Annotated in this window: 22 protein-coding genes; 7 read left to right on the plus strand and 15 right to left on the minus strand. The window is 61.0% G+C overall.

Annotated features, from left to right (window positions below; all coding sequences use genetic code 11):
• Positions 1-230: 230 nt before the first annotated feature.
• Positions 231-1,886, minus strand: coding sequence for an ammonia-forming cytochrome c nitrite reductase subunit c552 (locus ACHHTY_RS02345; RefSeq protein WP_395492444.1), 1,656 nt, complete (start codon positions 1,884-1,886; stop codon positions 231-233).
• Between the two features lie 459 nt (positions 1,887-2,345).
• Between ACHHTY_RS02345 and ACHHTY_RS02350 the strand changes: the two genes are divergently transcribed.
• Positions 2,346-3,398 carry a tRNA dihydrouridine synthase gene (locus ACHHTY_RS02350; RefSeq protein ID WP_395492445.1) on the plus strand — a complete coding sequence of 351 codons (1,053 nt, stop codon included), beginning with the start codon at positions 2,346-2,348 and terminating at the stop codon, positions 3,396-3,398.
• 90 nt (positions 3,399-3,488) lie between these two features.
• Here the strand turns inward: ACHHTY_RS02350 and ACHHTY_RS02355 are convergent, their stop codons facing one another.
• The 3 genes from ACHHTY_RS02355 to ACHHTY_RS02365 all read right to left on the minus strand — a co-directional run bounded on the left by ACHHTY_RS02355 (position 3,489) and on the right by ACHHTY_RS02365 (position 6,566).
• A complete protein-coding gene (locus tag ACHHTY_RS02355) occupies positions 3,489-4,385 on the minus strand; it encodes a cation diffusion facilitator family transporter (RefSeq protein ID WP_395492446.1) in 897 nt (298 codons plus the stop codon).
• On the minus strand, positions 4,382-5,788 hold the full coding sequence (locus tag ACHHTY_RS02360; RefSeq protein ID WP_395492447.1) for a radical SAM protein: 1,407 nt from the start codon (positions 5,786-5,788) through the stop codon (positions 4,382-4,384). Before ACHHTY_RS02360 ends, ACHHTY_RS02355 begins: the two co-directional genes overlap by 4 nt.
• A 370-nt stretch (positions 5,789-6,158) precedes the next feature.
• On the minus strand, positions 6,159-6,566 hold the full coding sequence (locus tag ACHHTY_RS02365; protein WP_395492448.1) for a single-stranded DNA-binding protein: 408 nt from the start codon (positions 6,564-6,566) through the stop codon (positions 6,159-6,161).
• Positions 6,567-6,994: 428 nt separating this feature from the next.
• On the opposite strand from ACHHTY_RS02365, the gene ACHHTY_RS02370 reads away from it, so the two are divergent.
• From ACHHTY_RS02370 to ACHHTY_RS02385, 4 genes are all read left to right on the plus strand, one after another.
• Positions 6,995-7,297, plus strand: coding sequence for a hypothetical protein (locus ACHHTY_RS02370; protein WP_395492449.1), 303 nt, complete (start codon positions 6,995-6,997; stop codon positions 7,295-7,297).
• A 107-nt stretch (positions 7,298-7,404) separates the two neighbouring features.
• Positions 7,405-7,956, plus strand: coding sequence for a lipocalin family protein (locus tag ACHHTY_RS02375; RefSeq protein ID WP_395492450.1), 552 nt, complete (start codon positions 7,405-7,407; stop codon positions 7,954-7,956).
• A 170-nt stretch (positions 7,957-8,126) separates the two neighbouring features.
• Positions 8,127-9,602, plus strand: coding sequence for an SDR family oxidoreductase (locus ACHHTY_RS02380; RefSeq protein ID WP_395492451.1), 1,476 nt, complete (start codon positions 8,127-8,129; stop codon positions 9,600-9,602).
• 114 nt (positions 9,603-9,716) lie between these two features.
• A complete protein-coding gene (locus ACHHTY_RS02385; protein WP_395492452.1) occupies positions 9,717-10,769 on the plus strand; it encodes a patatin-like phospholipase family protein in 1,053 nt (350 codons plus the stop codon).
• On the opposite strand, the gene ACHHTY_RS02390 is transcribed toward ACHHTY_RS02385, so the two are convergent.
• The 3 genes from ACHHTY_RS02390 to corA all read right to left on the minus strand — a co-directional run bounded on the left by ACHHTY_RS02390 (position 10,766) and on the right by corA (position 14,235).
• On the minus strand, positions 10,766-11,986 hold the full coding sequence (locus ACHHTY_RS02390; RefSeq protein ID WP_395492453.1) for an SPL family radical SAM protein: 1,221 nt from the start codon (positions 11,984-11,986) through the stop codon (positions 10,766-10,768). The genes ACHHTY_RS02385 and ACHHTY_RS02390 overlap by 4 nt on opposite strands.
• Positions 11,986-12,930, minus strand: a complete 945-nt coding sequence (gene trxB / locus ACHHTY_RS02395) for a thioredoxin-disulfide reductase (protein ID WP_395492454.1) — start codon at positions 12,928-12,930, stop codon at positions 11,986-11,988. Before trxB ends, ACHHTY_RS02390 begins: the two co-directional genes overlap by 1 nt.
• A 165-nt stretch (positions 12,931-13,095) precedes the next feature.
• Positions 13,096-14,235, minus strand: coding sequence for a magnesium/cobalt transporter CorA (gene corA / locus ACHHTY_RS02400; RefSeq protein ID WP_395492455.1), 1,140 nt, complete (start codon positions 14,233-14,235; stop codon positions 13,096-13,098).
• Between the two features lie 529 nt (positions 14,236-14,764).
• On the opposite strand from corA, the gene ACHHTY_RS02405 reads away from it, so the two are divergent.
• Positions 14,765-15,601, plus strand: a complete 837-nt coding sequence (locus ACHHTY_RS02405) for an ion transporter (protein ID WP_395492456.1) — start codon at positions 14,765-14,767, stop codon at positions 15,599-15,601.
• Between the two features lie 151 nt (positions 15,602-15,752).
• On the opposite strand, the gene feoB is transcribed toward ACHHTY_RS02405, so the two are convergent.
• Both feoB and ACHHTY_RS02415 read right to left on the minus strand, forming a co-directional pair.
• Positions 15,753-17,939, minus strand: a complete 2,187-nt coding sequence (feoB, locus tag ACHHTY_RS02410; RefSeq protein WP_395492457.1) for a ferrous iron transport protein B — start codon at positions 17,937-17,939, stop codon at positions 15,753-15,755.
• A 1-nt stretch (position 17,940) separates the two neighbouring features.
• The gene (locus ACHHTY_RS02415; RefSeq protein ID WP_395492458.1) at positions 17,941-18,204 is read right to left on the minus strand and encodes a FeoA family protein; all 264 of its coding nucleotides are present in this window, start codon (positions 18,202-18,204) and stop codon (positions 17,941-17,943) included.
• 256 nt (positions 18,205-18,460) lie between these two features.
• On the opposite strand from ACHHTY_RS02415, the gene ACHHTY_RS02420 reads away from it, so the two are divergent.
• Positions 18,461-18,679 (plus strand): hypothetical protein, encoded by a 219-nt coding sequence (locus ACHHTY_RS02420; protein ID WP_395492459.1) that lies wholly within the window; start codon positions 18,461-18,463, stop codon positions 18,677-18,679.
• Here ACHHTY_RS02420 and htpX read toward each other — a convergent pair.
• The 6 genes from htpX to ACHHTY_RS02450 form a co-directional block, all read right to left on the minus strand.
• On the minus strand, positions 18,676-19,560 hold the full coding sequence (gene htpX, locus ACHHTY_RS02425) for a protease HtpX (protein ID WP_395492460.1): 885 nt from the start codon (positions 19,558-19,560) through the stop codon (positions 18,676-18,678). The two genes, ACHHTY_RS02420 and htpX, sit on opposite strands and share 4 nt — an antisense overlap.
• A gap of 36 nt (positions 19,561-19,596) precedes the next feature.
• Complete coding sequence (locus ACHHTY_RS02430; protein ID WP_395492461.1) at positions 19,597-20,283, minus strand: ABC transporter ATP-binding protein; 687 nt, start codon at positions 20,281-20,283, stop codon at positions 19,597-19,599.
• A gap of 92 nt (positions 20,284-20,375) precedes the next feature.
• Entirely contained in the window at positions 20,376-21,542 is a 1,167-nt protein-coding gene (locus ACHHTY_RS02435; RefSeq protein ID WP_395492462.1) for an ABC transporter permease, read from the minus strand.
• Positions 21,539-21,919, minus strand: coding sequence for a DNA-binding protein (locus ACHHTY_RS02440; protein WP_395492463.1), 381 nt, complete (start codon positions 21,917-21,919; stop codon positions 21,539-21,541). Before ACHHTY_RS02440 ends, ACHHTY_RS02435 begins: the two co-directional genes overlap by 4 nt.
• A gap of 321 nt (positions 21,920-22,240) precedes the next feature.
• Entirely contained in the window at positions 22,241-23,497 is a 1,257-nt protein-coding gene (locus tag ACHHTY_RS02445) for a carboxylate-amine ligase (protein WP_395492464.1), read from the minus strand.
• A 92-nt stretch (positions 23,498-23,589) separates the two neighbouring features.
• Positions 23,590-25,050, minus strand: coding sequence for a RimK family protein (locus ACHHTY_RS02450; RefSeq protein ID WP_395492465.1), 1,461 nt, complete (start codon positions 25,048-25,050; stop codon positions 23,590-23,592).
• Between the last annotated feature and the right edge of the window lie 29 nt (positions 25,051-25,079).

Genomic DNA, 25,079 nt, shown 5'->3' on the forward strand with positions numbered 1-25,079 from the left:
CGCCTTGGGAAGCAGCCTTGTTGAGTGGTTGTGATTGAAAGGATCTTGGCTGGGTCGGTGGTAGTTGTTGTCCGGGATCTGCCGGCTGAGGGCGGGGGAATTCTTGCCGCGCCGGCATCGTGTCGTCGGGTCGGCAAGCGACCAGCGCAAAATGAACAGGCAAAAGGCGGGAATAATTCTATCCCGCCTTTTGCCTGTCTATACAACTAGCCGGCTATCAGCACAAGTCCTTAGCGCAGCTTGGCAACAGCTTTTCTCCGTTCCTCGATGGCGTCGTTGAGCAACTTAATCCCCTTCTGGGATTCGGTCATCGAGTGGGTCAGCGACTTGCGAGCCGCCTCCGGGTTATGGAAGCCATCGGAGTTCTCGGCCACCCACCATTCCCAATGGGTATTGGCTTCGGTGTGGTGCTTGCGGGCCTCGGCCAGCACGCTCTCCGGAACGCCCATGTCCTTGGCCCGGACAAAGGTGTCGATCAGTTCGGCGAGCCAGAACTCGGTCTTGTTGATCTTGCCCCGGATGTAAGCCTTGACTGAGCCGATGGTGTAAAGGGCGCGGTCGGCGCTCCAGTCGGTATGGCAGCGCAGACAGGTATTCTCCATACCATGGTAGCGAGGACTGGTCTGGAGGTGCGAGGTGTATTTGACGCCGGCCTTGGAAACCATTTGCGGCATATGGCAGTCCTTGCACTCGACTCCGGCCCTTTCATGCTTGGAGCCCCAGAACGTTTCCGCTTCCGGATGCTGCAGCTTCATCTGATCGGCCCCGGTGACGGCGTTGCGGAAGTCGATGAACTTGAAGTCTTCGTACATCCGGCGGTTGTAGTCAAAAACGTTGGACCACTGCATCAGGTTGGTGCGCTGGTCGGCCATGGTTACCCGTTCCCCGGTGGCGGCATCGATGCCCGGGTTGCAGTTGTACTCGACGTGGCACTGGGCGCACATCATGGTGGAATCCGGCTGGCTGAGCAGCCCGATGGCCCGGTAGCCGTCGCGGAACTCGACCTTTTCCACCGTGATCCGCTTGCTTTTTTCCGGATCGTAAGGATAGGTCCCTTCACCGCGGTCAACGATAGCCTGGATCTGGGCGTCGCGGGTGATCCGCGGCTGGGTCGAGTGGGGATCGTGGCAGGTGAAGCAGTTGAGGGCATGGGTCAGGCTGCGGGCAAAGTCCACCACGTTGGAGGTCCGGTCCCACTTGGCCTTGGGATGGGGATCACCCATGTAGGCCCAGTTGAGGATGTTATCCTGGGATTTGCAGAACATGCAGACCGGGTTGGCCGCGGTGGCGGTTTGCTGCTGGAAGGCCTTCTGGTTGTTGGTCTGGGGTTCGACATCGTAGAGTACTTCCCAGGCGCTGCGCTGGGCGGCGGCGGCGTCGCCGATCAATTCCCAGCTCTTGAGCTGGAAGCGGCCGCCATAGCCCCGATCGACCAAGAGATGGTCAACCAGCATGAAAACGTGGCTGCGGGGTTCGGCATGCTCCTTGGTGAAGCCGTGGGGCTTCATCAGGTAGTCGTAACGGGAAGTGCGCCCGGTGGGGGAGGCCTTTTCGTGCTTGGCCTCGCGATCCCAGTTGACCTGGAGCATGGAGTTGAACTGCTCGGCGTGGCACTGGCCGCAAGTCCGCTGGTCCACCGAAGTGACCGGCTTGTTCATCGGGCTGCGGAGATGCTGATCGGTTTCGCTGTGGCAATATCCGCAGTTGATGCCGGCATGCTTGCCGCCGGTGTGAAACTGCTTGATGTTGTCATGGCACTGGTAACAGGTGTTGATGTCCACCGTCTTCAGCGCCGCCTGGGCGCCGGCGGCGCCGAAGAGGCTGAGTCCGCCGACCACGGCGAAGGCTACCAGCGCCGCTAAAATTGATTTATGACTTTTGCCCATCTTTTTCCTCCTCCTTCATTTTTTGCTTCTCAAAAAGCTCTGTCAAAAAACCGGATCGCTGCGTTGCCTGTCAATCATCACCTCCTTGGACCAGAAAAAGTCGATTACCGTTTCCGTTGAAAAGAATGGCCGCGGCGCAATACCATTCCCGTTTTCCACATCTTAGCGGGTTTACTGTAAAAATGTGGTTAACATGCGGTAAATTTTTTTGGTCGTGAATCAGCGTTTAAGTCGCAAACTCGCCGATAAAGCTAAATTGACAGAAATGAGGAGTAATTCAGAAAACGTCATCTAGTTAATGGTATATCACCGCCGGAGTGGCAAAGTCAACTCCAGCCCGTTATAAAGGATCACAACTCGGGGCTGACGAGGCTGTTTGCCCTTGTCGCGGCGCCCTCATCAAGCCCCCGGGGCATGTACCGGCGGGAATTAAGGGCAAGGCAATGGATGGAGATGGACATGTCTAACTTGGTCGGGTCGCAAAACAGCTTGGCGTTTGGGGGATTGCGGATCAGCCCTCCCCTCTTGCTGGCGCCGATGGCGGGAGTGACTCATTCGGCTTTACGCCGGTTGTTGGTGGAGTTGGGCGGAGTGGGGCTGCTGGCCACCGAAATGCTGGCGGCCCGCCGCCTGCCCCATGAAAATCCCACCGTTTCGCCCTGTTTGGTCCGGCATGGCATGGAGCGTCCGCTTTCCTACCAATTGCTTTTAACCCGGTTGGAAGATGCGGCCGCGGCGGTGGCGGCGGTGGAAACCCTGGGTGCCGAGGCCCTTGATCTCAACCTGGGTTGTCCGGCCCCGGATATTCGCCGCCTGGGCGGGGGCAGCCGCCTGATGGAAGATCCGGCCCTGGTTCGGCTTCTGGTGACGGAGGTGCGCCGGCGCACCACTTTGCCCCTGAGCGCCAAGATCCGCCTGGGAGAAACCCTGGATGCCGACCGCTTGCGGGATTTCTGCCGGATGCTCGAGGACGCCGGCCTCGACCTGCTCACCGTGCATGCCCGCCTAAGGGGGGAACCTTTCGGTCGCAAGCCGCGCTGGGACTGGGTGGGCCGGGTAAAGTCCTGGCTGCAAATTCCGGTGGTGGCCAACGGCGGCATCTTTGCCCCGGCCGATGCGGTCAGGTGCCTGGCCCAAACGGGGGCCGACGGCCTGATGATCGGCCGGGCCGCCGCCGCCACCCCGTGGCTTTTCCAGGAAATCGCCGCGGAAATCGGCTGGAGCGCCAGGCAGGATAATCCCGGCCAAGCCACTGGCCGGCCGATGGGTGGAATCCTTTGGCGAGAGGATGGAACTCCTGACAAAGTCGAGATCTATCTACGCTTTATCGCCTTTTTGGAGGAGAGCTTTGCTCCGGAGCGCCGCCTGGGCCGGCTCAAGGAGTTTACCCACTACTATGCTCGCAATTACCCTTTCGGCCACCATCTGGCTGCGGCGGTACAGTCCAGTTGCGATCTTGGCCAGGCCCGGCAACGGGCCCTGGCCTTTTTCGCAGTCAACCGGGAGGATTAGGGGCCCGGTCAGGTCGGGGCGGCGGCCGGTTTTCCTGGCGGTCCCCGGCGGTTGCTTGGTGCTTGGGGCCGGTTATAATCCTGCCTCGGATTACCCCAGCGGCGAATGATCGGTGATCGGATCCTGGTGGATGGTGATATCGGCCCCGGGAAAGGCCTGCTGCAGGCTTCTTTCTATTTCCTTGCCGATGGCGTGGGCCTCGTTGAGGGTAAGATCGGCCGTCAGATCAAGATGGAACTGAATGAATTTGGTCTGGCCGGACTGGCGGGTGCGCAGATCGTGAATCCCCAGCACCCGCTCATCGGCCAAAGCGATCTCCCGGATCCGCCCTTTGATTTTGGCGGGCAACTCCTGGTCCATCAGGTGGCGGAGGGCTTCACGGATAATCAGGCCGGCGGAATAGAGGATGTAAAGGGCGATGGCCAGGGCCAGCAGGGGATCGGCCCAGAGCAGGTCCAGGCGGACCAGGACCAGGGCGGCGATGGTTACCAGGATCGTGAGGATATCGGTGAGATAGTGGAGGGAATCGGCCCGGATGGCCACGGAGCCGGTCTTGCGAATGACATGGCGTTGAAAGCCGACCAGGCCCACGGTGAGCACCAGGGAAAAAAGCATCACCGCCAGGCCGATATCGATATTTTCCAGGGGCCGGGGAGCCAGCAGGCGGCTGCTGGTGTACACTATCAGAAAAACGGCACTGCCGGCGATGAACGAGGCCTGGGCCAGGCCGGCCAGGGACTCGGCCTTGCCGTGGCCGAAACGGTGCTCGTGGTCGGCGCTTTTGAGGGAATAGCGGATCGCCATGAAGTTGATCGCCGAAGCGGCCAGGTCCATCAGCGAATCCACCAATGAGGCCAGCAGCGAGGCTGAACCGGTGAGGTGCCAGGCAAACAGCTTGATGGCGATCAGGGTCGTGGCCACGCTCACCGAGGCCAGGGCGGCCAGGCGCAGCAGGCGGGCGTTGGCGGCGGTAACTGGCGAGTTCATTTGCGGTGCCGTCCTGATGCAGGGCCGCGGGTTTTGCTCCGCTGGTTGCCGGGGCTGCCGGTGCCTCGGGGCGTGGTGTTGCCGGCGCCGGCCGGTTTGACCGCCCGCCCGCTTTCGGGTCCCGCCGGCGGATTGAAATAACCAAAACCCAGGTGGGGAAATTCCCGGGCTAAAGCGGCGCGCCAGGCCGGGATCCCCATTGCCGGCCCCGTCGGCTTGAAATCAATTCCCCGCAGGTACCAGTCCGGATCCATATTGAGGTTGCGCAACTGGATAAAATCCGGCCGGCAATCGGCGATCAGGCGGCCCAGGGCGGTGAATTCGGCCGGATCGTCGGTGAAGCCCGGCAGGATGAAATAGTTGAGGGATACGAATTTGCCGGCGTTCTTCATGATCCGGATCGACTCCCGGACTTCTTCCAGGCTGAAATCCAGGGGACGGTAATAGCGCCGATGATAGCTGGCCTGGGCGCTGTTGAGGCTGACCCGGAGGGCATCCAGACCGGCGGCACTCAGGGTTGCCACCGCTTCCGGCCGGCCGGCGTTGGTGTTGCAGTTGATCCGGCCCCGGCTGGTGCGCTGGCGAATAAGTTTGACGGCGGCGGCCAAGGTTGTGTCCTGGAGCAGGGGTTCCCCTTCGCAGCCCTGGCCGAAGCTGACCACATGGCCGGTTTTTTCCAGGTGCCCGGCGGCTATTTCGGCGATCTCCGCCGGGGAGGGGACGAACTTGATTCTTTCCTGGGTGGCGGGGCAGCAGCCCGCGGGCTGCAGGGAAATGCAACCCAGGCAGCGCGCGTTGCAATGGGGGGAACTGGGCAGGGGCGCTTCAAATTTGTCCATGAAATAGTTGACCGCCGCCGGACAACCGTAGGTCAGGCAACATTTGCCCAGGTGCTGGACCAGCCGGTTGGCGGGCAGGGCGGCCAGGCGCTCTTTGGTACGCCGTTGAATGGCCGCGGGGCGATAGCGCCCGAATTCCTGGCGGCGGTCGTCATCACTGCGAAAGCCGCAGACCCAGAAGTCGTCCTGGTACCAGCCCACCGCGGTGTAGGCGAAAAGAGGCAGCGGCGGGGCCTGGGGATCCTTGTTCTGGAATGCGGCCCAGAGAATGGCGGTATGGGCCGGGGCCATAAAGGCGGCCACCGCCTGAGCCGGGGTTCCCGGCTCCTCGGGATCTTCCGCCAGGAGCAAAGCCTCCCCGCTGGTCGGGTCAATTCCCACCGGCTGGCGTCCGGGCAGGACAAAAAGCTCGCTGCCCGGCGGCAGGGGAATCAGGGCCTTCAAGGGCGGGGGCTTGAAGTCCTGGCCACTGCGCCCCGCCATCAGGAGATCGGGCAGGTCCTTGATTTCCCCGCGGGCATTGGCATAGACCAGGCAGGGAGCTTGGGCGGGATGACGGGGCATGGGAGACTCTCTTTGCAAAGGCGGTTCCGGCCAGGATCAAATTGCAAGCTGCCAAAAGCCATGGTTCGAGCCTCAAGCCTCAAACCTTGCTCCTACCCCTGCTTACAACAATGACAACCAACCCGGCTGACCGGGAGCGGCGTTGAACGGAAAGAGGCCGGGAGGCAGACACCCAACAGGATTCCGCAAGTCTGCTCGCTTGGGTTCGGCACCCCAAGCAGAGCATTAAGGACAGCAAAAAAGCCGGAGGCCTCAGCCCCCAGGGAGCCGCAGTGGGTTCCGGGAGGGCTGAGGCCGGAGCCGGCTGAGGCCGGGGATCCGGCTCGGAGCGGCCGGTTGGTTGCCCGCCTGGCAAGTTCAGGAATGGTGGTTAGAAAGGAACGTCATCGCCGATGGGAACGTCGGGGTAGGGCTCATCATCCTTGCTTTGGCCGCCGGCGGAGCCGCCGCCGCCCCGGGGCGAGAGCATCTTCATCTCGCGGGCGACAATCTCGGTAATGAACCGGTCATTGCCGTCCTTATCCTGCCACTTTCTGGTCTGGATCCGGCCCTCGATGTAGACCTTGGAGCCCTTGGACAGGTATTCCCCGCAGATTTCCCCCAGTCGCTTGAAGGCGACGATCCGGTGCCACTCGGTCTGCTCTTCCTTGCCGCCGTCCTGTTTTTTCCAGACTTCGGTGGTGGCGAGGCGGAAGGTGGTGATGGCGTCACCGCTCTGGGAGTAACGCACCTCCGGGTCCGCGCCCAGGTTGCCGATAAGAATTACTTTGTTGATCATAAAGGACCTCGCTGGCTGACGGGATGAACGGTTATTGGTCCGATTGGCGAAAATTTGTGCCATTCTAGAAAGGTGTGGCGGGGATGTCAACTCCAATCGATTGTTGCGTCATGAAGCCTGACCCGCCGAGCAGGCCGCTGATTGGCGGCCGCCGGCCCGCAATGCTCTTTGGTGGATGAAACTCGCAGCTTCGCGGGACTGCGGTAAACCGGGGGAGACCCCGGCCGCCCGGTTTTTTCGCATAACAGATCGACAGAAGTGCCGCATGTTTTTATATTGTCGAATTTGGGTGAATATTAATTGCAGAGGGAATACTTGACAATGGGGCGTAATATGATGATAATTTTTATTAAGGTAATAATGGAGCCAGGTTAATCGAAACTGGCAAAAATTATTTTAATTCCAAAACAGGAATTAGGGAGGTTGTCATGAAAGCTAAAGATTTTTGCCGCAGCGCCGAAATTGAACTGACTACCTGGAAAGCCAAACTGTATGATGTGATCCGTAAAATCGACAAGTTGCCCACCGGAGACAAAGAAAAAATGCTGGGCAGCGTCGGTGATCTCAACATGCTGGTTACCGAGCTTGAGGATCGGATTGATCAGTTGCGGACCTCTTGCCCCACCGACTGGAAGCCGGATAATGAGCCCATGCGGGCCAAAATCGAAGATCTGGGCAGCAAGGTGGAGTCCATTGAGAAAGAGGCTTTCGCGTATGACTTCGGGGGTTGATCCGTTAAAAGAATAAACCATCCACGAGGCGGCCTGCGGGTCGCCTTTTTTGTTGCCTGCCTCTGCCGACTGCGACCGACAAATCCTTGAAAAGAAGGCCGGAAGCCATGGTCCATCGCCCCATTTATCTTGCCCTGCTGCTTGCCCTGCTGCTTTTTAACGGGGGTTGCCGGGGACCGGCCGTCAGCCCGCCGGTCCCGGTCTCCTCGGTCGAACTCGAGCGCTACAGTGGGACCTGGTATGAGCTGGCCCGGCTGCCCATGTGGTTCCAGCGTGACTGCCTGCAGTCCCGGGCCGATTACCAGCTGCTGCCGGATAACCGGCTGGCGGTGGTCAACTCCTGTCCCACCAAGAGCGGGGGCTTCAAGCAAGCTACGGGGATTGCCTCGGTTGTCGACCCCCAATCCAACGCCAAACTCAGCGTCACTTTCGATAACTGGTTCTCCCGGCGGTTTCCCCGGTTGACCAGCGGGGACTATTGGATTCTGGTCCTGGATCCCGCCTATCAGACCGTGGTGGTCGGAACCCCGGATCGCAAGTTTCTCTGGCTTATGGCCCGAACCCCGACCGTGGATGACCCAACCTTCGCCGCCCTGCTGGCCCAGGCCCGGGAACAGGGGTTCGCGACGGAAAAGCTGATCATTTTCAACTGGGATTAACTCTTGGCCCAGCGCCGTCGGCCCTTCCTGGCCGTAAGTGACCGCCATGGGATCGCGGCGCCGTTTTTTGCTTCTTTCGCGCCGCCCGATCGCTTAGACTGGCGCTTGAACGGTCCCCTCCCTGATGGGGATGGGTAAATGCCTCGCAACGCCAACCCAAAGGATCCTCGATGAACCCCCAACCCCTGGTGATGATAACCGGCGCCACCGGCTATATCGGCCGCCGCCTGCAGGAAAGATTGCTGGCCCGGGGCGACTGCGCCGTTCGCCTGCTGGTGCGCAATCGTCACAAGGTGGGGGGCGGGGTCAGAAATCAGGTGGAGATAGTCGAGGGCGATACCTTCGATCCGGCCGGGCTCGACCGGGCTCTGGCCGGGGTCGAAACGGCCTATTACCTGATTCATTCCATGGGAGCCGGGGCGGATTACGATCGGCTGGACCGGCAAAGCGCGGTCAATTTTCGGGATGCCGCCATTCGCCAGGGAGTTAAGCGGATCATCTATCTCGGGGGCCTGGGGGTTAAGGAGTCGGCCAGCAAACATCTGTTGAGCCGCATCGAGACCGGGGAGATTCTCTCGGCCCGGCCCGGGGAAATCCAGACCATCTGGTTCCGGGCCGGGGTTATTATCGGTTCGGGCAGCGCCAGCTTTGAGATCATTCGCCACCTGGCCCAGAAGCTGCCGCTGATGGTGACCCCCCGCTGGATCAAGACCCGGACCCAGCCCATCGCGGTGGATGACGTGTTGGCCTACCTGGTGGCGGCGCTCAACCTTGATTATCCCGGCAACCTGGTGGTGGACATCGGCAGTGAGTCCAGTGATTTCCGGGCCATGCTGCTCAAAGCGGCCGAAATCATGGGGCTCAGGCGTTTTATCATTCCGGTGCCGGTACTCTCGCCGCGGCTTTCCTCTTACTGGCTGGTGCTCTTTACCCCGGTCCCTTATGCCATCGCCGCCGCCCTGGTCGAAGGGCTGCGCTCGGAAACCCTGGTTCAGAATGATCACGCCCGCCGATTTTTCCCCCAGATCCAGCCGATCTCTTACGAGGAGGCGGTCAAGCAAGCCCTGGCGGAGATCGAACGGCAGCAGGTCTTGAGCCGCTGGTGCGACAGCAGCGCCGGGGTGATCTGTGATATCGGGGGTGAGGAAGAGATGAGCTCCGCTTTTCTGCGCGATCGCCGGGTGGTGGACTGCGGCGATCTGCCGCCGGCGGCGGTTTTTGCCGCCGCCAGTTCCATCGGCGGCGAGCGGGGCTGGTTCACCTACAATTTTCTCTGGCGCATGCGGGGTTTTATCGACAAGGCGGCGGGGGGCTACGGCCTTAACCGCGGCCGCCGCCATCCCACTGAACTGCGGATCGGTGACGCTTTAGATTTCTGGAAGGTAGCGGACCTCAAGCCCGGCAAACGCCTGCTGCTGGCGGCCCAGATGAAGGTGCCGGGCAAGGCCTGGCTGGAATTCGACATCCAGAAAGGGCAACTGATCCAGACCGCCCACTTTTACCCCAACGGCGTCTGGGGCCGCCTCTACTGGTATACGGTTCTGCCCTTGCATGCCCTGGTGTTCGGCGATCTTGCCCGCAGCATCCTGGCCCGGGCCCGGGAACTCGCCGCCTCCGCCCCCACTGAACCTGGTCCATCAACCTGATCCGCCAGCCGTCCCGAGCAGCGGGGTTCAGCGGAGCGGCTGCTTGACTTTTTGATCTTTTCTGCCACTATAGTGTGATAGGCAGGAATCAATCAGCACCGGGGAGGAGGCAAGATGACGGCGCAATTTCGCAACCTTATTTTCGAGGGCGGCGGGGTCAAGGGCATCGCCTATGTGGGGGCGATGCAGATCCTCGCGCAACGGGAAATACTGGCGGAGATCCGGCGGGTGGGGGGGACCAGCGCCGGGGCGATCAACGCCCTGATCGTGGCCCTGGGCTACGATCTGCAGGAACAGAAGCAGATCCTCGAGTCAACCGATTTTGCCAGGTTCATGGATGATTCCTTTGGGATCATCCGCGATATCCGCCGGCTGGCCCGCGATTTTGGCTGGTACAAGGGGGATTTTTTCGGAGGCTGGATCGGGGAGCTGATCAAGGCCCGGCTCGGCGACGCGCGGGCCACCTTCGCTGACCTGCAAAAGGCCGGCCGGCCAGAGCTTTACGTAATCGGGACCAACCTTTCCACCGGCTTTGCCGAGGTTTTTTCCGCCGAGCGCCACCCGGCCATGCCCCTGGCCGAGGCCTTGCGGATCAGCATGTCGATTCCCCTGTTTTTTGCCGCGGTGCGCCGGGGGGAGAACCGGGAGGTTTACGTGGACGGGGGCGTTCAGCTCAACTACCCGGTCAAGCTCTTCGATCGCCAGCGCTATATCGATCTGGCCGCCGAGCCGCAGGCGGCCCGGGCCACCAGTTATTACGACCGGGAGAACGCTCGCTTCGCCCTGGCCCGGCCCGGCCACAGCCCCTACGTTTACAACCGCCAGACCCTGGGCCTGCGGCTCGACACCCGGGAGGAAATCGCCCGCTTTCGCTACAATGAACCTCCCCGGGGCCAGGCCATCGACCGCTTCAGCGATTACGCCCGGGCCCTGCTTACCGCGATCATGCAGGTTCAGGAGAACCAGCACCTCCATAGCGATGACTGGCAGCGCACGGTCTATATCGATACCCTGGACGTCAAAACCACCGACTTTGCCCTTTCCGACCAGCGTAAAGGGGAATTGATCGAGCAGGGCATCCAGGGGGCGGCAAATTATTTCTCCTGGTTCGACGATCTCCGGGAAGCCCCGGTCAATCGCCTGCCCGCGCCGGCAGCCGAGGCTTAGCTGCGCTGCGTCGCGGCATCGAGCATGGCCGGCAACCCCCCTTTTTCTGCCGGGGTGTAGCCGAACACCTCGCGCCAGACCGGGTCGTTTTCCATGCAGAGATAAAGGCAGGTATTGGGAGCGGCATGGCGGGCCAGCTCATCGACCAGAACCTGATACATGCCGACCCGTAGGGTCCGAAAATAGCGAAACTTGTTGTCCAGGCCGGGCACGAATTCCTCGTGGATGAAATTGGCGTTGGGAAACCGGCTGTTGATCACCCCGCGCAGGGCCGGCAGAAAACGGAAGGCTCCGAGACTGATCCAGGCGATGCTCCGGGCCGGAACCACGCTGAACAGGCGGCGGATGGTGGCGGCGTAGCTCTGCTCCCAGCCGGGATGATGGATGATCGGGTCAAAATGGAAGGCCAGGGGATAACCCCAGGAGGCGCAGAGGGCGGCGGCCTCCAGGCGGGTTTCAAGATCGGCGCAGTGCAATTCCAGTTTGCCCATCACTTCGGCGCTGTTGAGCGACCAGGCCATGATGGTTCGCCCGTTATGCTTGAGCTCCGGCAGATGATCCAGCACCACCGCCTTGGATTTCAATTCCAGCACCGCGTTTTTTCGGCCGGCCATGTATTCGATGAGCTGGGCGCTCAGGCCGGTGAGGCGGTCCAGGGCCATGCTGTCGGTGAACTCGCCGGTGCCGATACGCCAGAATTTGCGTCCCCCCGAGACCGCCTCCTGTTCCTCGCCGTTTTCGTACTCACCCTGGCTGGAGGGCCCGGCCGGTTCGGCTGACGCGTCCCCGCCGGCCGTGGTGTCCAGGGCCTGGTCGAGTTCCCGGAAGAGATCGTCCACATTGACGTAAAAGGAGAGCCAGGGATTGTTCAGGTAGGCTTGGAGAATGCAGTAGACGCAATCCATCGGGCAGTTGGCCCCGATATTGAGTACCTGGTAATCACAGCAGCGATAATTGCGGGTGGCGGGGCAGGGCTTGAGGAAACGGCCCCGGTTGCGGCCCAGGTGGAGCAAGCGCTTGCCCTGGCTCAAGCCCCTGGGATAGGGGGGCAGTTCGGCTCCCGGTGCGGCCCCTTCGGCCACCACGGTGATTGGTAGATTCCCGGACCGCTCTATGATCCGCCGGGTCAACGGCAACTCCAGGCAGGGTTCCTCCACCTCGATGGCGCTGATCAGCCGGCTGGGGTCGGCTCGGGGGAGGCGGTTTTCGGGGCTCATCACGGCTGGTTGTCCTTGCGGTTCTCGACATAGCGGGCGGCGGCCTGGGCGGCCACGCAGCCGTCGGCGGCGGCGGTGATGATCTGCTTGACGTATTTTTCCCGCAAATCCCCGGCCACGAAGATGCCGGGATGGTTGGTCTCGCACTTGCTGTCGGTGACCACATAGCCATCGGCGTTCATCCTGGTGCCGGCCGGAATCAGGGAATTGTCCGGATCAAAGCCGATGAAGATGAAAACCCCGTCACAGGCCAGTTGACCCTTTGCCCCGCTTTGGGTGTCTTCGGTGCTGACTCCGGTTATCCCCCCCTGATCGGAGTTGATGGCGCTTATCACCGTATTCCAGCGTATTTCGATCTTTTTCTCGGCCAGGACCCGTTTCTGCAGGATCATGCCGCCTCGGAAGGCGTCGCGCCGGTGCACCAGGTAAACCTTGGTGGCGATTTTTGCCAGGTAGAGCGATTCTTCCAGGGCGGAATCGCCGCCCCCCACCACCACCACGGTCTTGTTGCGGAAGAAAAAACCGTCACAGACCGCGCAGTAGGAAACTCCCTTGCCGTAGTTTTCCGCTTCGCCCGGCACCTCCAGTTTGCGGGGGCTGCCGCCGGCGGCGATGATCAGGCTCAGGGTCCGCAGTTCCTCGCCCTCATCCAGGCGGACCAGGTGACAATCGATGCCCGGCTCGATCTCCCGCACTTCCTGCTGGCGGATTTCCAGGCCGTAAGCCTTGGCGTGGGAGGCCATGGCGGCACCCAGCTCACTGCCGCTGATGGTCTCGCTGCCGGGCCAGTTTTCGACGGTGTCGGTGTTGTTCATCTGGCCGCCGGGCAAACCCTTGTCGATGAGCAGGGTATCGAGGGCCGCCCGCATGGCATAGATGCCGGCGGTCAGGCCGCTGGGGCCGGCTCCGACAATAATCAGATCGTAAAGATGGCTTGAGGTCATGGGGTCACTCCTTGGTTTTCCGTTTTGGCCCGGGTTATTAAAGCACCACCGATTTTAACGGAAAATGCTGTTCAGTGCCGCAGAATTAGGCAAGCAAATCCGGAGATTGCCGCCAGGTCCGGTTTGCCTGGGGCTTGGCGGCAAAAGTACTGGGGCGGAGCAGATCTACAACCAGCTTTTCCGCTTGAAATAGATCAGCATCCCCACCACCACCGCGCCCATCAAAGCCAGGGCGAAGGGATAGCCCCAGCGCCAGTTGAGTTCGGGCATGTTCCAGGGACTCAGATCCGGATTGAAATTCATCCCGTAGACGCCGGCGATGAAGGTCAGGGGAATGAAGATCGTGGCGAACATGGTCAACACCTTCATAATCTCGTTCATCCGGTTGCTGAGGCTGCTCAGATAGATATCCATCAGGCCGGCGGTCACGTCGCGGTAGGCCTCGATGATGTCGATGACCTGGATGGTGTGGTCGTAAAGATCCTTCAGGTAAATGGCCATGGCGGAGCCGATCAGATCGCTTTCGTCATGGCGCAGCAGAGTGTTGAGGACTTCGCGCAGGGGCCAGATCGACTTGCGCAGCAGAATCAACTCCCGCTTGAGCAAATGGATTTTTTCGATGCTCTCGCGGCGCGGGCGACCGATCACCTCCTCTTCCAGGTTTTCGATATCCTCGCCGAGATCTTCCAGGACGCTGAAATAGTGATCGACCACCGCGTCGATCAGGGCATAGGCCAGATAATCCGGACCCAGGGAACGTAGCCGGCCCTTGCCGTTTTCAATCCGGGTCCGGACCCCGGCGAAGATTGCGGAAGGTCTTTCCTGGAAACTGAGGAGGAATTTACGCCCGAGTACCAGACTGACCTGGTCCGTCTCGATGCTGCGGCTTTCCCGGTTGTAGGTCTGCATTTTGACCACCAGGAAGAGATAGTCCTCGAACAGGTCCAGCTTGGGCCGCTGGGTGGTGTTGCAGATATCTTCAATGGTGAGGGGGTGGATGTTGAAGCAGGCTCCGATTTTTTCGATGAGATCCACCTGGTGGAGGCCGTCGATGCTGACCCAGGTGACCCCGGGCTGGTCACGATAGGCCAGGCAATCCTCCGGGGCGGCGGTCTGGTGGAATTTGCAGCCGTCCCGGTCGTAATTGACGATGCTGATCGTGACCTTTTCGGTCTTGCGTTCTCCGACATGGACCGGCGTGCCCGGGGGCAGTCCGGCCTTGATCGAGGTGTCGCCAAGAATGCGGGAGATGGTGCCGGCGGCCCGGGAAATACCGGGAAGGTCCAGTTTGCTGAGCTTGATCATCGGCCTGGTGATTCCGGTCTTTGGTTTGGTGGGCGGGGTGAACCAACTGTTTCTTTTGGCATATCATCAATTCTCGCCGCCATGCAAGGCAAAATGGTCGGCTGTCGCCGAGGGTTCAAGATGTCTGGATTGTTGTTTTGTTTTACCGTCACCGAGTCTAGTGCTTCTTGCTAGCTTGCGCCAATGGGTCGGCTAACGCCGACGGTTCGAGGTGTTTGGTTTGTAGTTTTGTTTTACCGTCACCAAGTCTAGTGCTTCTTGCTAGCTTGCGCCAATGGTCGGCTAACGCCGACGGTTCGAGATAATAGTTCGTTGCTATTTTAAACCGTCGCCAAGCTCAGGTGCATATTGCTAGCTTGCGCCAATGGTCGGCTGTCGCCGACGGTTCAAGGTGTTTGGTTTGTAGTTTTGTTTTACCGTCACCAAGTCTAGTGTTTCTTGCTAGCTTGCGCCAATTGACTTAAAGTGCAGCGCTTATTGAATATGGGCCCTCAGTTTTTTCCCGATATGGCTGGCAAGAGGTGGCGAGATGACGCAGGAATTTGGCCGGGGCTGGCGAGACCAGCTTTATCATTGGATTGAGAAGCGTTCGATACAGCGGGCGGTGATTGCGGTCATCGTGCTCAACGCCGTGATCCTGGGGCTGGAAACGGTGCCCCGGATCAACGACCCATACGGCGGCCTGCTCTATCAGCTGGACCGCATCTGTTTGACGATTTTCGTCATCGAGTTGAGCCTGGCCATAATCGCCATGGGGCCCGCCCGTTTTTTTCGTGACCCCTGGCGGGTTTTTGATTTCATCGTGGTTGGCATAGCCCTGGTGCCGGCCACCGGGGCCTTTTCGGTCCTGCGCAGCCTGCGGGTCCTCCGGGTTCTGCGGCTGGCCTCGGCTTCGCCCCGGATGCGGAAGGTGGTTTCGGCCCTGCTGGCCGCCCTGCCGGGCCTGAGTTCGATCGCCGCCCTTTTGCTGTTGCTCTTCTACGTGGCGGCGGTGATGAGTACCAAGCTCTTCGGAGCCCACTTCCCCGACTGGTTCGGCTCCATCGGCGCTTCAATGTATACCCTCTTTCAGATCATGACCCTGGAAAGCTGGTCCATGGGCATTGTCCGGCCGGTGCTGGAGGAATTTCCCTATGCCTGGCTCTTTTTCGTACCCTTCATTATGGTGGCCACCTTTACCATGCTCAATCTCTTCATCGCGGTGATCGTCGAGGCCATGCAGAGTCAGGCCCGGGACGCCCAGGCCCACCAGTTGGAGGAAATCGAAGCCATCGCCACGGAAAAGGAATCGGAACTGCACCGGGATATCGACAAACTGCGGAACGAAATCCGGGAGCTCAAGCAAATTCTGGCCGCCCGGGGATAAGCAGACAACCCGGGTCAACCCCGGGTCTGGGCCCCTCAACTGGTGGGGTTATGCCGCCAACGATTAGGGCGGCGACCGGCCGGCCGGGCATGGTTCCGGTGGACCTTAAGCCCGCCGGCCCGCCCAAAGCGGAGAAGTGGTAATGTGGCGGCTAACCCAGCCCCAGAGCCATTCCGACCTGGTAGATCAGCACCGCCATGGCAAAGGCGAAGACGGTGTTGCAGCCCATGGCTAAAGCCCCCCATTTCCAGGAGCCCGCTTCCCTGGCGATACATACCACCGTTACGAAACAGGGGGCATAAAACATCACGAAGACCATCATCGCCAGGGCCTTGACCGGATTCCAGGCCGGATCCTTAGCCAGGGTGTCGGCCAGCGAACCGCTCGCTTCCGGGTCCACCGTGCCCAGGGAATAAGCGGTGCCCAGGGTTGAAATCACCACCTCCTTGGCGGCAAAGCCGCCGACCAGGGCAATATTGGTCCGCCAGTCAAAACCGGCCAGCTGGCTGATTCCTTCCAGGCTGCGGCCGATCCGGCCGGCCAGCGACAACTGCAGGCGTTGCTGGGCTTCCTGGTGATCGATGAGCGCCAAGCGGTCCTCCAGTTCAACGGCCGCCGGGAAGTCGGCGAACTGAGCCAGCACCGCGGTCCTTTGGGCCGCGAAACGGGCTTCCTCCTCGGCCGGCAGGCCGGGGAAGGTCATCATCGCCCAGAGCAGGATGGAGATGGCCAGAATAACGGTGCCCGCTTTTTTGATATAGTGCCAGGTGCGTTCCCAGGTATGGATCAGCAGGCCGCGCAAGGTGGGAAGGCGGTAGGGCGGCAGTTCCATGACAAAGGGGGTTGATGGTCCCCGCAGCACCGTAAGCCGGTAAAACTTGGCCACCAGCATGGCCACCGCCCAGGCCAGCAGGGTCAGCAGAAACATCACCATGGCCTGGCGGCCGGCAAAAAAGACCGCGGTGAGCAGGGCCAGCACCGGCAGCTTGGCGCCGCAGTTCATGAAGGAAACGGTGAGCAGGGTGGCCAACCGCTCCCGGCGCGATTTGAGGGTCCGGGTGGCCATGACCCCCGGCACCGCGCATCCGCCGGCAATGCCGCCGGAGACGATATAGGCCATCACCGAACTGCCGTGCAGGCCGAAGGTGTAAAAGACCCGGTCCATCATGAAGGCCACCCGGGCCAGATAGCCCGAATCCTCCAGGACCGCGATGCCGAAGAACATGAACATGATCAACGGCACGAAACCCAGCACCCCCCCGACTCCGTCAATGATGCCCGAGATGATCAGGGACTTGAGCAGGCCGTCCGGCAGCATGACCTCCGCCGTATCGCCCAGCCAGCCGAACAGGCTCCCCAGCCAGGCCACCGGCAGTTCACTGTAGGTGAAGGTGAAGGTGTAGAGGCCGAACAGGACCGCCAACATAATTACCGGCCCCAGCAGGCGGTTGGTCACGACCTGGTCGATCCGGTCCGAGGTGTAAAGCCGGTCGGGATCATGCCGCAGGCTGAGCACGCCCTGGCGCAGGACCGACTTGATGAAGCCGTAGCGCTGGTCGGCGATCAGAGCTTCCGGCAGGGTATCGAGGGTGGTCTGGGCATGCCGGCTGGCTTCGGCGGCCATCCGGTCCAGGGCTTCGGCGGCCTGCCGGTGGCGCCGCTCAACTTTTTCCCGGATCTGACGGTCGCTTTCCAGGTACTTCATGGCCAGCCAGCGGGGCGGGTAAACGGCCTCCAGCAAAGGTCCATGCTCCTCGATCACCGCTTCCATCTGCAGCAGCATGCTGTCAAGGTCTTCGCCGTAGGAAACCCGCAGGGGTCGCCACTCCTTGGTCCGCTGCCCCAGACGACGGGTCTCCTCCATCAGGGCGGCCAGCCCCTGGCCGCCGCGGGCTACGATGGGGACCACCGGCACCCCGAGCAGAGCGGCCAGCCGGTCGCTGTCGACCTCGATGCCGCGATCCCGGGCCACGTCCATCATGTTGAGGGCGATGACCAGGGGCACTCCCAGTTCCAGCAACTGAATGGTCAGGTACAGGTTGCGTTCCAGGTTGGAGGCATCGACGATGTTGATCACCACGTTCGGCCGATCCTGGACCAGAAAATCGCGGGCCACCACCTCCTCGATGGAGTAAGCGGTGAGTGAATAGGTTCCGGGCAGGTCGACAATCTTGCTGGCGGTGCCGTCGGCCAGGCTGTAAAAGCCCTCCTTTTTTTCCACCGTGACCCCGGGATAGTTGCCCACATGCTGGCGGGCTCCGGTCAGGGCGTTGAAGAGGGTGGTCTTGCCGGCATTGGGGTTGCCGGCCAGGGCGATGGTGAGGCGGGGGGCTTGCATGCTACATCCGCTCCCTTGCTGCGCCATCGGCGCTTTCCAGTTCCACGTCGATATAATCCGCTTCGTTGTTGCGCAGAGTCAGAACACCGCCCATGACCCGCAGCGCCACGGGATCATTGAGCGGGGCCCGTCCCTGGACGGTTATCCGGGTGCCGGGCACCAGACCCATTTCCCGGATCCGCTGGCCCAGTTCTCCCGCCACCTTGATTGCGACAATGACTCCGCTCTGATTTCTAGCCATCCGGCGCAGGTTGATTCTCGTCATGCTCGTTCTCCGTACTTCAGACCGCCAGGTCGGGCTGGCGCATTAAGAGGGTTAAGCTGGGATCCCCGGGTTGTGCCGGTTGATCATGATCTGCTCTATAACGGAGAGCAGTTTCATAGTCAACAATTTTTAATGATATTGAAATAAGATTAGGTTATTCTAATTTAGAAATGTGTTGATGGCCGGGGTCAGGAAAACCGGATCGTTGCCCGGCCTCCTTGCCGCTGATCGTAAAACTTGGATGGAGAATCAAGAAATGTGGTGGGAATATCTGGTTCTGATTCTGATTCTGGGCTGGGCGGTTTACTACCTGGGGCGCCGTTGGGGCCGGCGCCAGGGGGGATGCTCGTGCGCTAGTTCCTGTCCGGCCGACAAGGCCGCCGCTTGCGGCGGCCCGGGCCGGGATGATGGGGAAAATTGCCCGGAGGAGGACGGCGGCCCGGCAACCAAGAACCGCCGTCCCGGTGAGAGCTAAGCCCTTTTCAGGGCCGCAATCCGCTCCTCCAAAGGGGGATGGGTCATGAACAAACGCTTGATGCCGTGCCCGATCCCGCCGGAAATCCCGAAGGCTGCCATCTGATCGGGCAGATGGGGCTGGTTCACGCTGCGCTGCAGTTTTTCCAGGGCCGCCACCATCTTTTCCCGTCCGGCCAGCCGGGCCCCGCCGGCATCGGCCCGGAACTCGCGCTGGCGGCTGAACCAGAAGACAATGGTGCTGGCCAGGATCCCGAAAACGATTTGGGCCAGGATTGAAACGATGTAAAAGCCCGGACCGTGACCCTGCTCGGTCTTGAAGATCACCCGGTCGACGAAATGGCCCACCACCCGGGAAAGCACGATGACAAAGGTGTTGACCACCCCCTGGATCAGGGCCAGGGTGATCATGTCGCCGTTGGCCACGTGGCTGACCTCATGGGCCAGTACGGCTTCGGCCTCATCACGACTCATCGATCGCAGCAGCCCGGTGCTTACCGCCACCAGGGCACGGTTGCGGCGGGCCCCGGTGGCAAAGGCGTTGACATCGGGGGCATCGTAGATCGCCACTTCCGGCATGCCGATCCCGGCGACCCTGGCCTGATTTTTGACGGTTTCGATCAGCCAGGCCTCGGCCTCATTGCGGGGCGAAGTGATCACCTTGGCGCCGGTGAGTCGCTTGGCCGTCCACTTGGAAATGGCCAGGGAAATGAACGAACCGCCGAAACCGAAGACGGCCGCGAAAATAATCAGGTTGCGCATGTCGAGCCCGACCCCGGACTCGTCCAGGATCCGGCCTACTCCCAACAGGCTGAGGACAATGCTGAGCACCAGCACAATCGCCAGGTTGGTGATGATGAACAGGCCTACTCTTTTTAACATGGTTGCTCCTCCAGCTTGGATCTCGTCAAACTTTTGTTAAGCCAGTGGTTTAACTTTCTTGTCGTTCAGTTCGCTGACCATCCCGTCCTTGATCTGAATGGTCCGGCCGGCGCGGCCGGCCAGTTCGGGGTTGTGGGTGATCATGATCACCGTCAGTCCCTTTTGGTGCAGTTTGTCCAAAATGGCAAAGATTTTTTCACTGTTGGCCGAGTCCAGGTTGCCGGTGGGTTCGTCGGCCAGAATGACCTCCGGGTTGTTGACCAGGGCCCGGGCGATGGCGGTGCGCTGCATTTCACCACCGCTCAGTTGAGCCGGGACGTGATGCAACCGCTCTCCCAGCCCCACCATCCGAGCCAACTCCTCGATCCGGCCTTGGTCGGTCGGGGTTTTACTGAATAGCAGGGGCAGAGCGATATTGTCAAGCACGCTCAGGCCCGGAATCAGGTAGAACTGTTGAAATATAAAACCGATTTTCTTGCGGCGCAAGGCAACCAGCTCCGATTCCCGCATTTTGTCGACCCGGATGCCGTCGAAATGCAATTCCCCCCGGCTGGGCAGATCCAGGCAGCCGAGAATATGCAGCAGGGTGGTCTTGCCGGCCCCGGAAGGGCCGACCACCGCGGCGAATTCGCCGGCCTTGATATCGAGGTCGATGCCGCGCAGGGCTCGGACTTCCTCGGCCCCCCGGCGATAATTTTTTTCCACTTGTCGTAATCGAATCATCTTGAAGATGCCTGCATGGTTGGGGTTTGGTCGGGGAGTGGGCATTTGGAAAGTGATCGGCGCCGGCCCAGGGCCGGCACGATTCCCGCCGCTCAGCCCCTGATCGCTTCGATGGGGTTGATCCGGGAGGCTTTCCAGGCCGGGTAGAGGCCGGCCATGAGGCCCACCGCCATGGCAAAGGCCACGCAGGCCAGGGCCAGGCCGGGGTCGAAGCGCAGCATGTCGCCGCTGGGGACATAGGGCATGATTCGGCGAACGAAAGTTTCGATCAGGCGGGCCCCGAGCATGGCGACGCCAATCCCGGTCACCCCGCCGACGATGGTCAGAATGGTGGTCTCTTTAAGGATAATCTGGAATACGTTCCAGCGCGAGGCCCCGATGGCCCGCATCATCCCGATTTCCTGGGAGCGCTCGAAGACCGCCATCAGGATGGAGTTCATCACCCCCACCGCCCCGATCACCACCGCCACCAGGGCGATGGCCAGGCTCAGGGATTTGGCCGAGGCGGCCACGTTGGCCACCGAGTTCATCACCTGGCCCATGGTGACGATCTGGATGCCGGGAATGACGGCCTCCAATTCGTTGATGATGGTTCCCATCCGTTCCGGGCTGTCCACCTTGGCCCCGATGGCCGTGGCCCCGGTGGGGTTGTCCAGCAGGCGCTGGGCGGTGGCGATGGGCATGTAGACAAAGGCGTCATCCTGGCTGTTGGTCTGGCCGACGATCCCGCTGACGGTAAAAACGGTATCCACGTTGGGATAGCGGAACTGGGCCCCCGGTTGGATGCCGGCATGTTCGGCCACGTTGTAGCCCAGCAGGATTTCGTGGGGGTCGCCGGGAATTGTCCCGGTGATTTGCCACTCCGGCTTGATTTCCGGCAGCAGGTCGGTCTCCACCCCGTAGATCAGGTCGATCCGCTGGCGGTCCGGGTTGGGCAGCTGAGCTACCAGAATGGGAGTGGCCAGGCTGATGCCGTCGGCTGCCCGGATGGCTTCCATGACTCCGGTATCGAGATATTTGGGAATCACCGCCCCGTGCAGGACCAGGGCCGCCACTTCATGGGCGCAGCCCGAGGGGACCACCATGAAATGGAGGCCGGTGGCTTGCATTTCCCGGGCCAAGCCGTGCTCAAAACCGCGGTTGAAGGAGAAGACCGAAAAAAGAACCCCGACGGCGGCGGCAATCCCGAGCATGGTGAGAAAGCTCCGGGTCCGGTGGCGCAGCAGGTTCTGGACCGAAAGTTTGAACATGCCGCTCATATGGTTTCAACCCCCTGGGCAATCAGGAGGAGGTTGCTCTGGAAGGCGGTCACGGTGCCGGTGGCCTTGACTTTGCGGCCCGGCATCGGCGGCAGTTCGAAGTTGTTGGTGGAAAGATCGATATAGATCTGGGCGGTGTCATCCTGGAGGACGAACCAGCAGCCGTTGGACTCGCACTGGGTGAAAACCGTGCCCTGAACCGTGACTTTCTGGCCCATCAGCTGGGGTTGGAGGAAAATATCCTGCACGGCCACTTGGGGGGCGGTGGGATCGATACCGGTTCCATATTTTTCCTTGCCGCAGGCACTGAGCAGCAGGACGCTGAACAGCAGGGCCAGGGGCAGCAGCAGTTTGGCCGGCTTCGGCAGTGATTTCATGCGTTTGGTCTCCGATCTTGAAGTTTGATGGTTTGTTCCCCTGCCGGTTGGGCCGGCGTGCGAATGCGGCTTTCGCCTTTAATTCGTCAAAATGCTAACCAAATGAGGCGACAGGTTTACGACAGGATCAAAACAGAAAATGTTCCCTGGAAAGTGCACATTGTGGCAGTGGTCAAACAAAAATGATGCTACGGAAATTTATCTCTCCAAACCTGAACCGGTAAGGCTCAGCAGGATTGCAGCTGCACGAAAGCGGCCGGGGAGCAATACACCAGTTATGCGCCCCGGCCGCTTTCGTGCAGTTGCGATTCTGCTGAAGGTCTAGCGGAACAATATACCCTGTTCCAGGCAATGGCACAAGCGCCGGGCCATGGCGGCGAGCCGCTGTCGGCCGGTGTCGCCGCCGAGAAAGGCCAGCATGCGCCGGGCCAGACAGCCCTGCCGGGTTATGGTTTCCAGGATGGGCAGGTATTCGGGGGCGATGGCCCGGCGGCGCCGGTGGTGGGCCAGGATTTCGCGCCAGCATTGGCCGGCGCTCATGGGTCCCGATTTTGCCAGGCCGAAAAGGGCGAGATAATCACCCTCCTCGATCAGGGCCGTATTGGCCGTGCGGATAACCCGGTTGAGAATGGCGGCCAGATCGGCGGTGGCCCATTGCCGCTGGACCTGGCTGGTCGACCAGCTTCCCTCCACCAACTCCCGCAGGGTTGCCACCAGCAGGGCGGCGATGGCCAGGTCCGCCGCCGGGCATTCCTGGACGTCGATAATCCTGATTTCAATGGCGTTGCGGTCGAATCGGGCGATGGCTCCCCGGGCGTTGAGCCATTCATCCTGCAGCACCCCGGCCGGGTCCAGGGGTTTGATGTCGGCATACATTTTGGCCAGAATTTCCCGGCGGTAATCGGTTTCGCTGAAGATCGGCTCCGGAATCACCGCCCCGGTCAGGGAAGGCACCCGGGCCGAGTTGGTCTTGTAATACTCCAGGCGCTGGTCCAGGGAGGGCTGGATGACCCCCTCCAGCACCGGGGTGGAGGCGCTCAGGGCCGGGATCAGCGGCAGCAGCACCCGGATGGCGGCATGCAGGCGGCCGAATTCGTCATCCCCGGCAAAGGGCAGGTTGATGTGGCAGCTTTGCAGGTTGGCCCAGCCGTGCCCCCGGCAGTCGAAGATCCGGTTGTAATTTTCATATATTACGTTGTGGTCGTGGGGCCAGAGCCGTATTTCCCGCCAAGGATCCATCCAGGGGTGGGCGCCGCCGGGCAGCAGACGGGCGCCCAGGGGTTTGAGAATAGCGTTGATCCGGCCGATGTCGTCCTGGAAGGGGACCGTTGCCCCGGCCAGGGTGGCAAGGGGCCGGGTGGTTTTCAGTTCGATTACGTGCAGGGCCAGTTCATTGGACCAGGAAACCCCGGGCTTGACGAAGTCGCTTTGCCAGGATCCGGTCACCGCCCGCAGGACCTGGTCGGTCAGGGGGCGGACGTCGAGGGAGTCGGCATCGACGATCATGTACTCCAACTCGATGCCCACGGCGGCAAAGAGGTGCAGGGGGGCGGGAGGATCTATGGGGTCCTGGTTCATAATGACTACCGAGTTCCGAGCAGGCTGGGGTGGAGGTTGGGCCTTGGGTCGCCGCGTTGGCGTCCAGCGCTTGGTTCAGCCGGGCGCCATGCTTACCGGGCTTTCTTGCCTCGTTCGATCCGCTCGAGAAAGGAGGCCATGATCCGGCGGTAGAGTTCGTCCTTGAGTACCTTGTCCTCGAGGCCGGCGTCGATGCTGGGGTTGTCGTTGACTTCGATCACGTAAACCTGCCGGCCCACCTGCTTGAGATCCACCCCGTAGAGGCCGTTGCCGATCAGGCCGGCGGCCTTGAGGGCGGTTTTGAGGACCCGGGGGGGAACCTCGGCCACCGGCAGGGTATCGACGTTGCCCTCGCTCTTGCTGCCGTCGGCCCGGTGCTGGATGATCTGCCAATGGCGTTTGGCCATGTAGTACTTGCAGGCGTAAAGCGGGATGTTGTCCAAAACCCCGATCCGCCAATCGTAGTCGGTGGGCAGAAACTGCTGGGCGATGATCAGGTCGGAGTCGTGGAGCAGTTTATGGCCGAATTCCAGCAGCTCCTCTTTGGTCGCGGCCTTGACCACCCCCTGGGAAAAGGAGCTGTCCGGTTTTTTGAGGATGCAGGGCAGGCCCAGCTCGGTGGGCACGGATTTGAGGTTGTCCCGATGGACGATCATCGTCCGGGGGGTGGGAATATGGTTGCGCTGGAGAATCTCGGCCAGGAAAACCTTGTTGGTGCACTTGAGGATCGATTCGGGGTCGTCGATCACCACCAGCCCGTCGGCGGCGGCCCGGCGGGCAAAACGGTAGGTGTGGTGATTGACGCTGGTGGTTTCGCGGATGAAGAGGGCATCGTATTCGGCCAGCTGGCTGAAATCATCCTTGCGGATCAGCTCGGCGCTCATCTGCAGGGCGGCCGCCGCCTTGATGAATTTTTTCAGGGCCCGGTCATTGGATGGCCCGGATTTTTCCTCGGGGTTGTGGAGGATGGCAATGTCGTAGCGGGTGTTGACCGGCTTAGGCAGCGAGTGCCGGCCGGCGAAAAATTCGTGGGACACGTCGATGACGAATTGGCGGTGCTGGTCGGGAATATCGTTGCCGGCGATGGAGTGGATGCTCTGCAAAACCCATTTTTTCTGATAGATGAATTCGGCCCGCAACAGGGGGGAATGAAAGGTGCGGAAGAGCTTGGCGCTCAGCCGGTCATAGCGTTTGGCCAGGTTTTTGCCGAAATAGATGCTTAAAGTGAAACGTTCGGACTGGATATGGGCCAGGCTTTTTTGAATCAGTTCATCGAGATCCTCGGAAACGAAACGGACCATGGTCTGCAGTTTCATATCCTGGATGGCGGCCAGGCGGGGGATGGGTTTGTGGCCCCGGGCCTCGGCCAGCAGCGACACGTAATAACCCACGGTCTGGTAGCGGTAGGAGCGGCACAGGTTGAAAACCTTGGTGTGCCGCAGCGAGGTATAGGAAGGATCGGTCAGATAGTGGCGGGCCGGGATCACTTCCACTCCCTTGAGATCCAGGGGCCAGCTTTTGGGGTTATCGACAATGACCAGGGTGGTGCGCATGGTTGAACAGGTTCCTCCGCTTGGGGCAA

Origin of the sequence: Desulfurivibrio nitratireducens (assembly GCF_044068515.1) — a bacterium.
GTDB lineage: Bacteria > Desulfobacterota > Desulfobulbia > Desulfobulbales > Desulfurivibrionaceae > Desulfurivibrio.

What these genes read in the sequence shown, in the direction of transcription:
- ACHHTY_RS02345 (WP_395492444.1), bottom strand. Translation starts at nt 1,886, where the DNA reads ATGGGCAAAAGTCATAAATCAATTTTAGCGGCGCTGGTAGCCTTCGCC.
- ACHHTY_RS02350 (WP_395492445.1), top strand. Translation starts at nt 2,346, where the DNA reads ATGTCTAACTTGGTCGGGTCGCAAAACAGCTTGGCGTTTGGGGGATTG.
- ACHHTY_RS02355 (WP_395492446.1), bottom strand. Translation starts at nt 4,385, where the DNA reads ATGAACTCGCCAGTTACCGCCGCCAACGCCCGCCTGCTGCGCCTGGCC.
- ACHHTY_RS02360 (WP_395492447.1), bottom strand. Translation starts at nt 5,788, where the DNA reads ATGCCCCGTCATCCCGCCCAAGCTCCCTGCCTGGTCTATGCCAATGCC.
- ACHHTY_RS02365 (WP_395492448.1), bottom strand. Translation starts at nt 6,566, where the DNA reads ATGATCAACAAAGTAATTCTTATCGGCAACCTGGGCGCGGACCCGGAG.
- ACHHTY_RS02370 (WP_395492449.1), top strand. Translation starts at nt 6,995, where the DNA reads ATGAAAGCTAAAGATTTTTGCCGCAGCGCCGAAATTGAACTGACTACC.
- ACHHTY_RS02375 (WP_395492450.1), top strand. Translation starts at nt 7,405, where the DNA reads ATGGTCCATCGCCCCATTTATCTTGCCCTGCTGCTTGCCCTGCTGCTT.
- ACHHTY_RS02380 (WP_395492451.1), top strand. Translation starts at nt 8,127, where the DNA reads ATGAACCCCCAACCCCTGGTGATGATAACCGGCGCCACCGGCTATATC.
- ACHHTY_RS02385 (WP_395492452.1), top strand. Translation starts at nt 9,717, where the DNA reads ATGACGGCGCAATTTCGCAACCTTATTTTCGAGGGCGGCGGGGTCAAG.
- ACHHTY_RS02390 (WP_395492453.1), bottom strand. Translation starts at nt 11,986, where the DNA reads ATGAGCCCCGAAAACCGCCTCCCCCGAGCCGACCCCAGCCGGCTGATC.
- trxB (WP_395492454.1), bottom strand. Translation starts at nt 12,930, where the DNA reads ATGACCTCAAGCCATCTTTACGATCTGATTATTGTCGGAGCCGGCCCC.
- corA (WP_395492455.1), bottom strand. Translation starts at nt 14,235, where the DNA reads ATGATCAAGCTCAGCAAACTGGACCTTCCCGGTATTTCCCGGGCCGCC.
- ACHHTY_RS02405 (WP_395492456.1), top strand. Translation starts at nt 14,765, where the DNA reads ATGACGCAGGAATTTGGCCGGGGCTGGCGAGACCAGCTTTATCATTGG.
- feoB (WP_395492457.1), bottom strand. Translation starts at nt 17,939, where the DNA reads ATGCAAGCCCCCCGCCTCACCATCGCCCTGGCCGGCAACCCCAATGCC.
- ACHHTY_RS02415 (WP_395492458.1), bottom strand. Translation starts at nt 18,204, where the DNA reads ATGACGAGAATCAACCTGCGCCGGATGGCTAGAAATCAGAGCGGAGTC.
- ACHHTY_RS02420 (WP_395492459.1), top strand. Translation starts at nt 18,461, where the DNA reads ATGTGGTGGGAATATCTGGTTCTGATTCTGATTCTGGGCTGGGCGGTT.
- htpX (WP_395492460.1), bottom strand. Translation starts at nt 19,560, where the DNA reads ATGTTAAAAAGAGTAGGCCTGTTCATCATCACCAACCTGGCGATTGTG.
- ACHHTY_RS02430 (WP_395492461.1), bottom strand. Translation starts at nt 20,283, where the DNA reads ATGATTCGATTACGACAAGTGGAAAAAAATTATCGCCGGGGGGCCGAG.
- ACHHTY_RS02435 (WP_395492462.1), bottom strand. Translation starts at nt 21,542, where the DNA reads ATGAGCGGCATGTTCAAACTTTCGGTCCAGAACCTGCTGCGCCACCGG.
- ACHHTY_RS02440 (WP_395492463.1), bottom strand. Translation starts at nt 21,919, where the DNA reads ATGAAATCACTGCCGAAGCCGGCCAAACTGCTGCTGCCCCTGGCCCTG.
- ACHHTY_RS02445 (WP_395492464.1), bottom strand. Translation starts at nt 23,497, where the DNA reads ATGAACCAGGACCCCATAGATCCTCCCGCCCCCCTGCACCTCTTTGCC.
- ACHHTY_RS02450 (WP_395492465.1), bottom strand. Translation starts at nt 25,050, where the DNA reads ATGCGCACCACCCTGGTCATTGTCGATAACCCCAAAAGCTGGCCCCTG.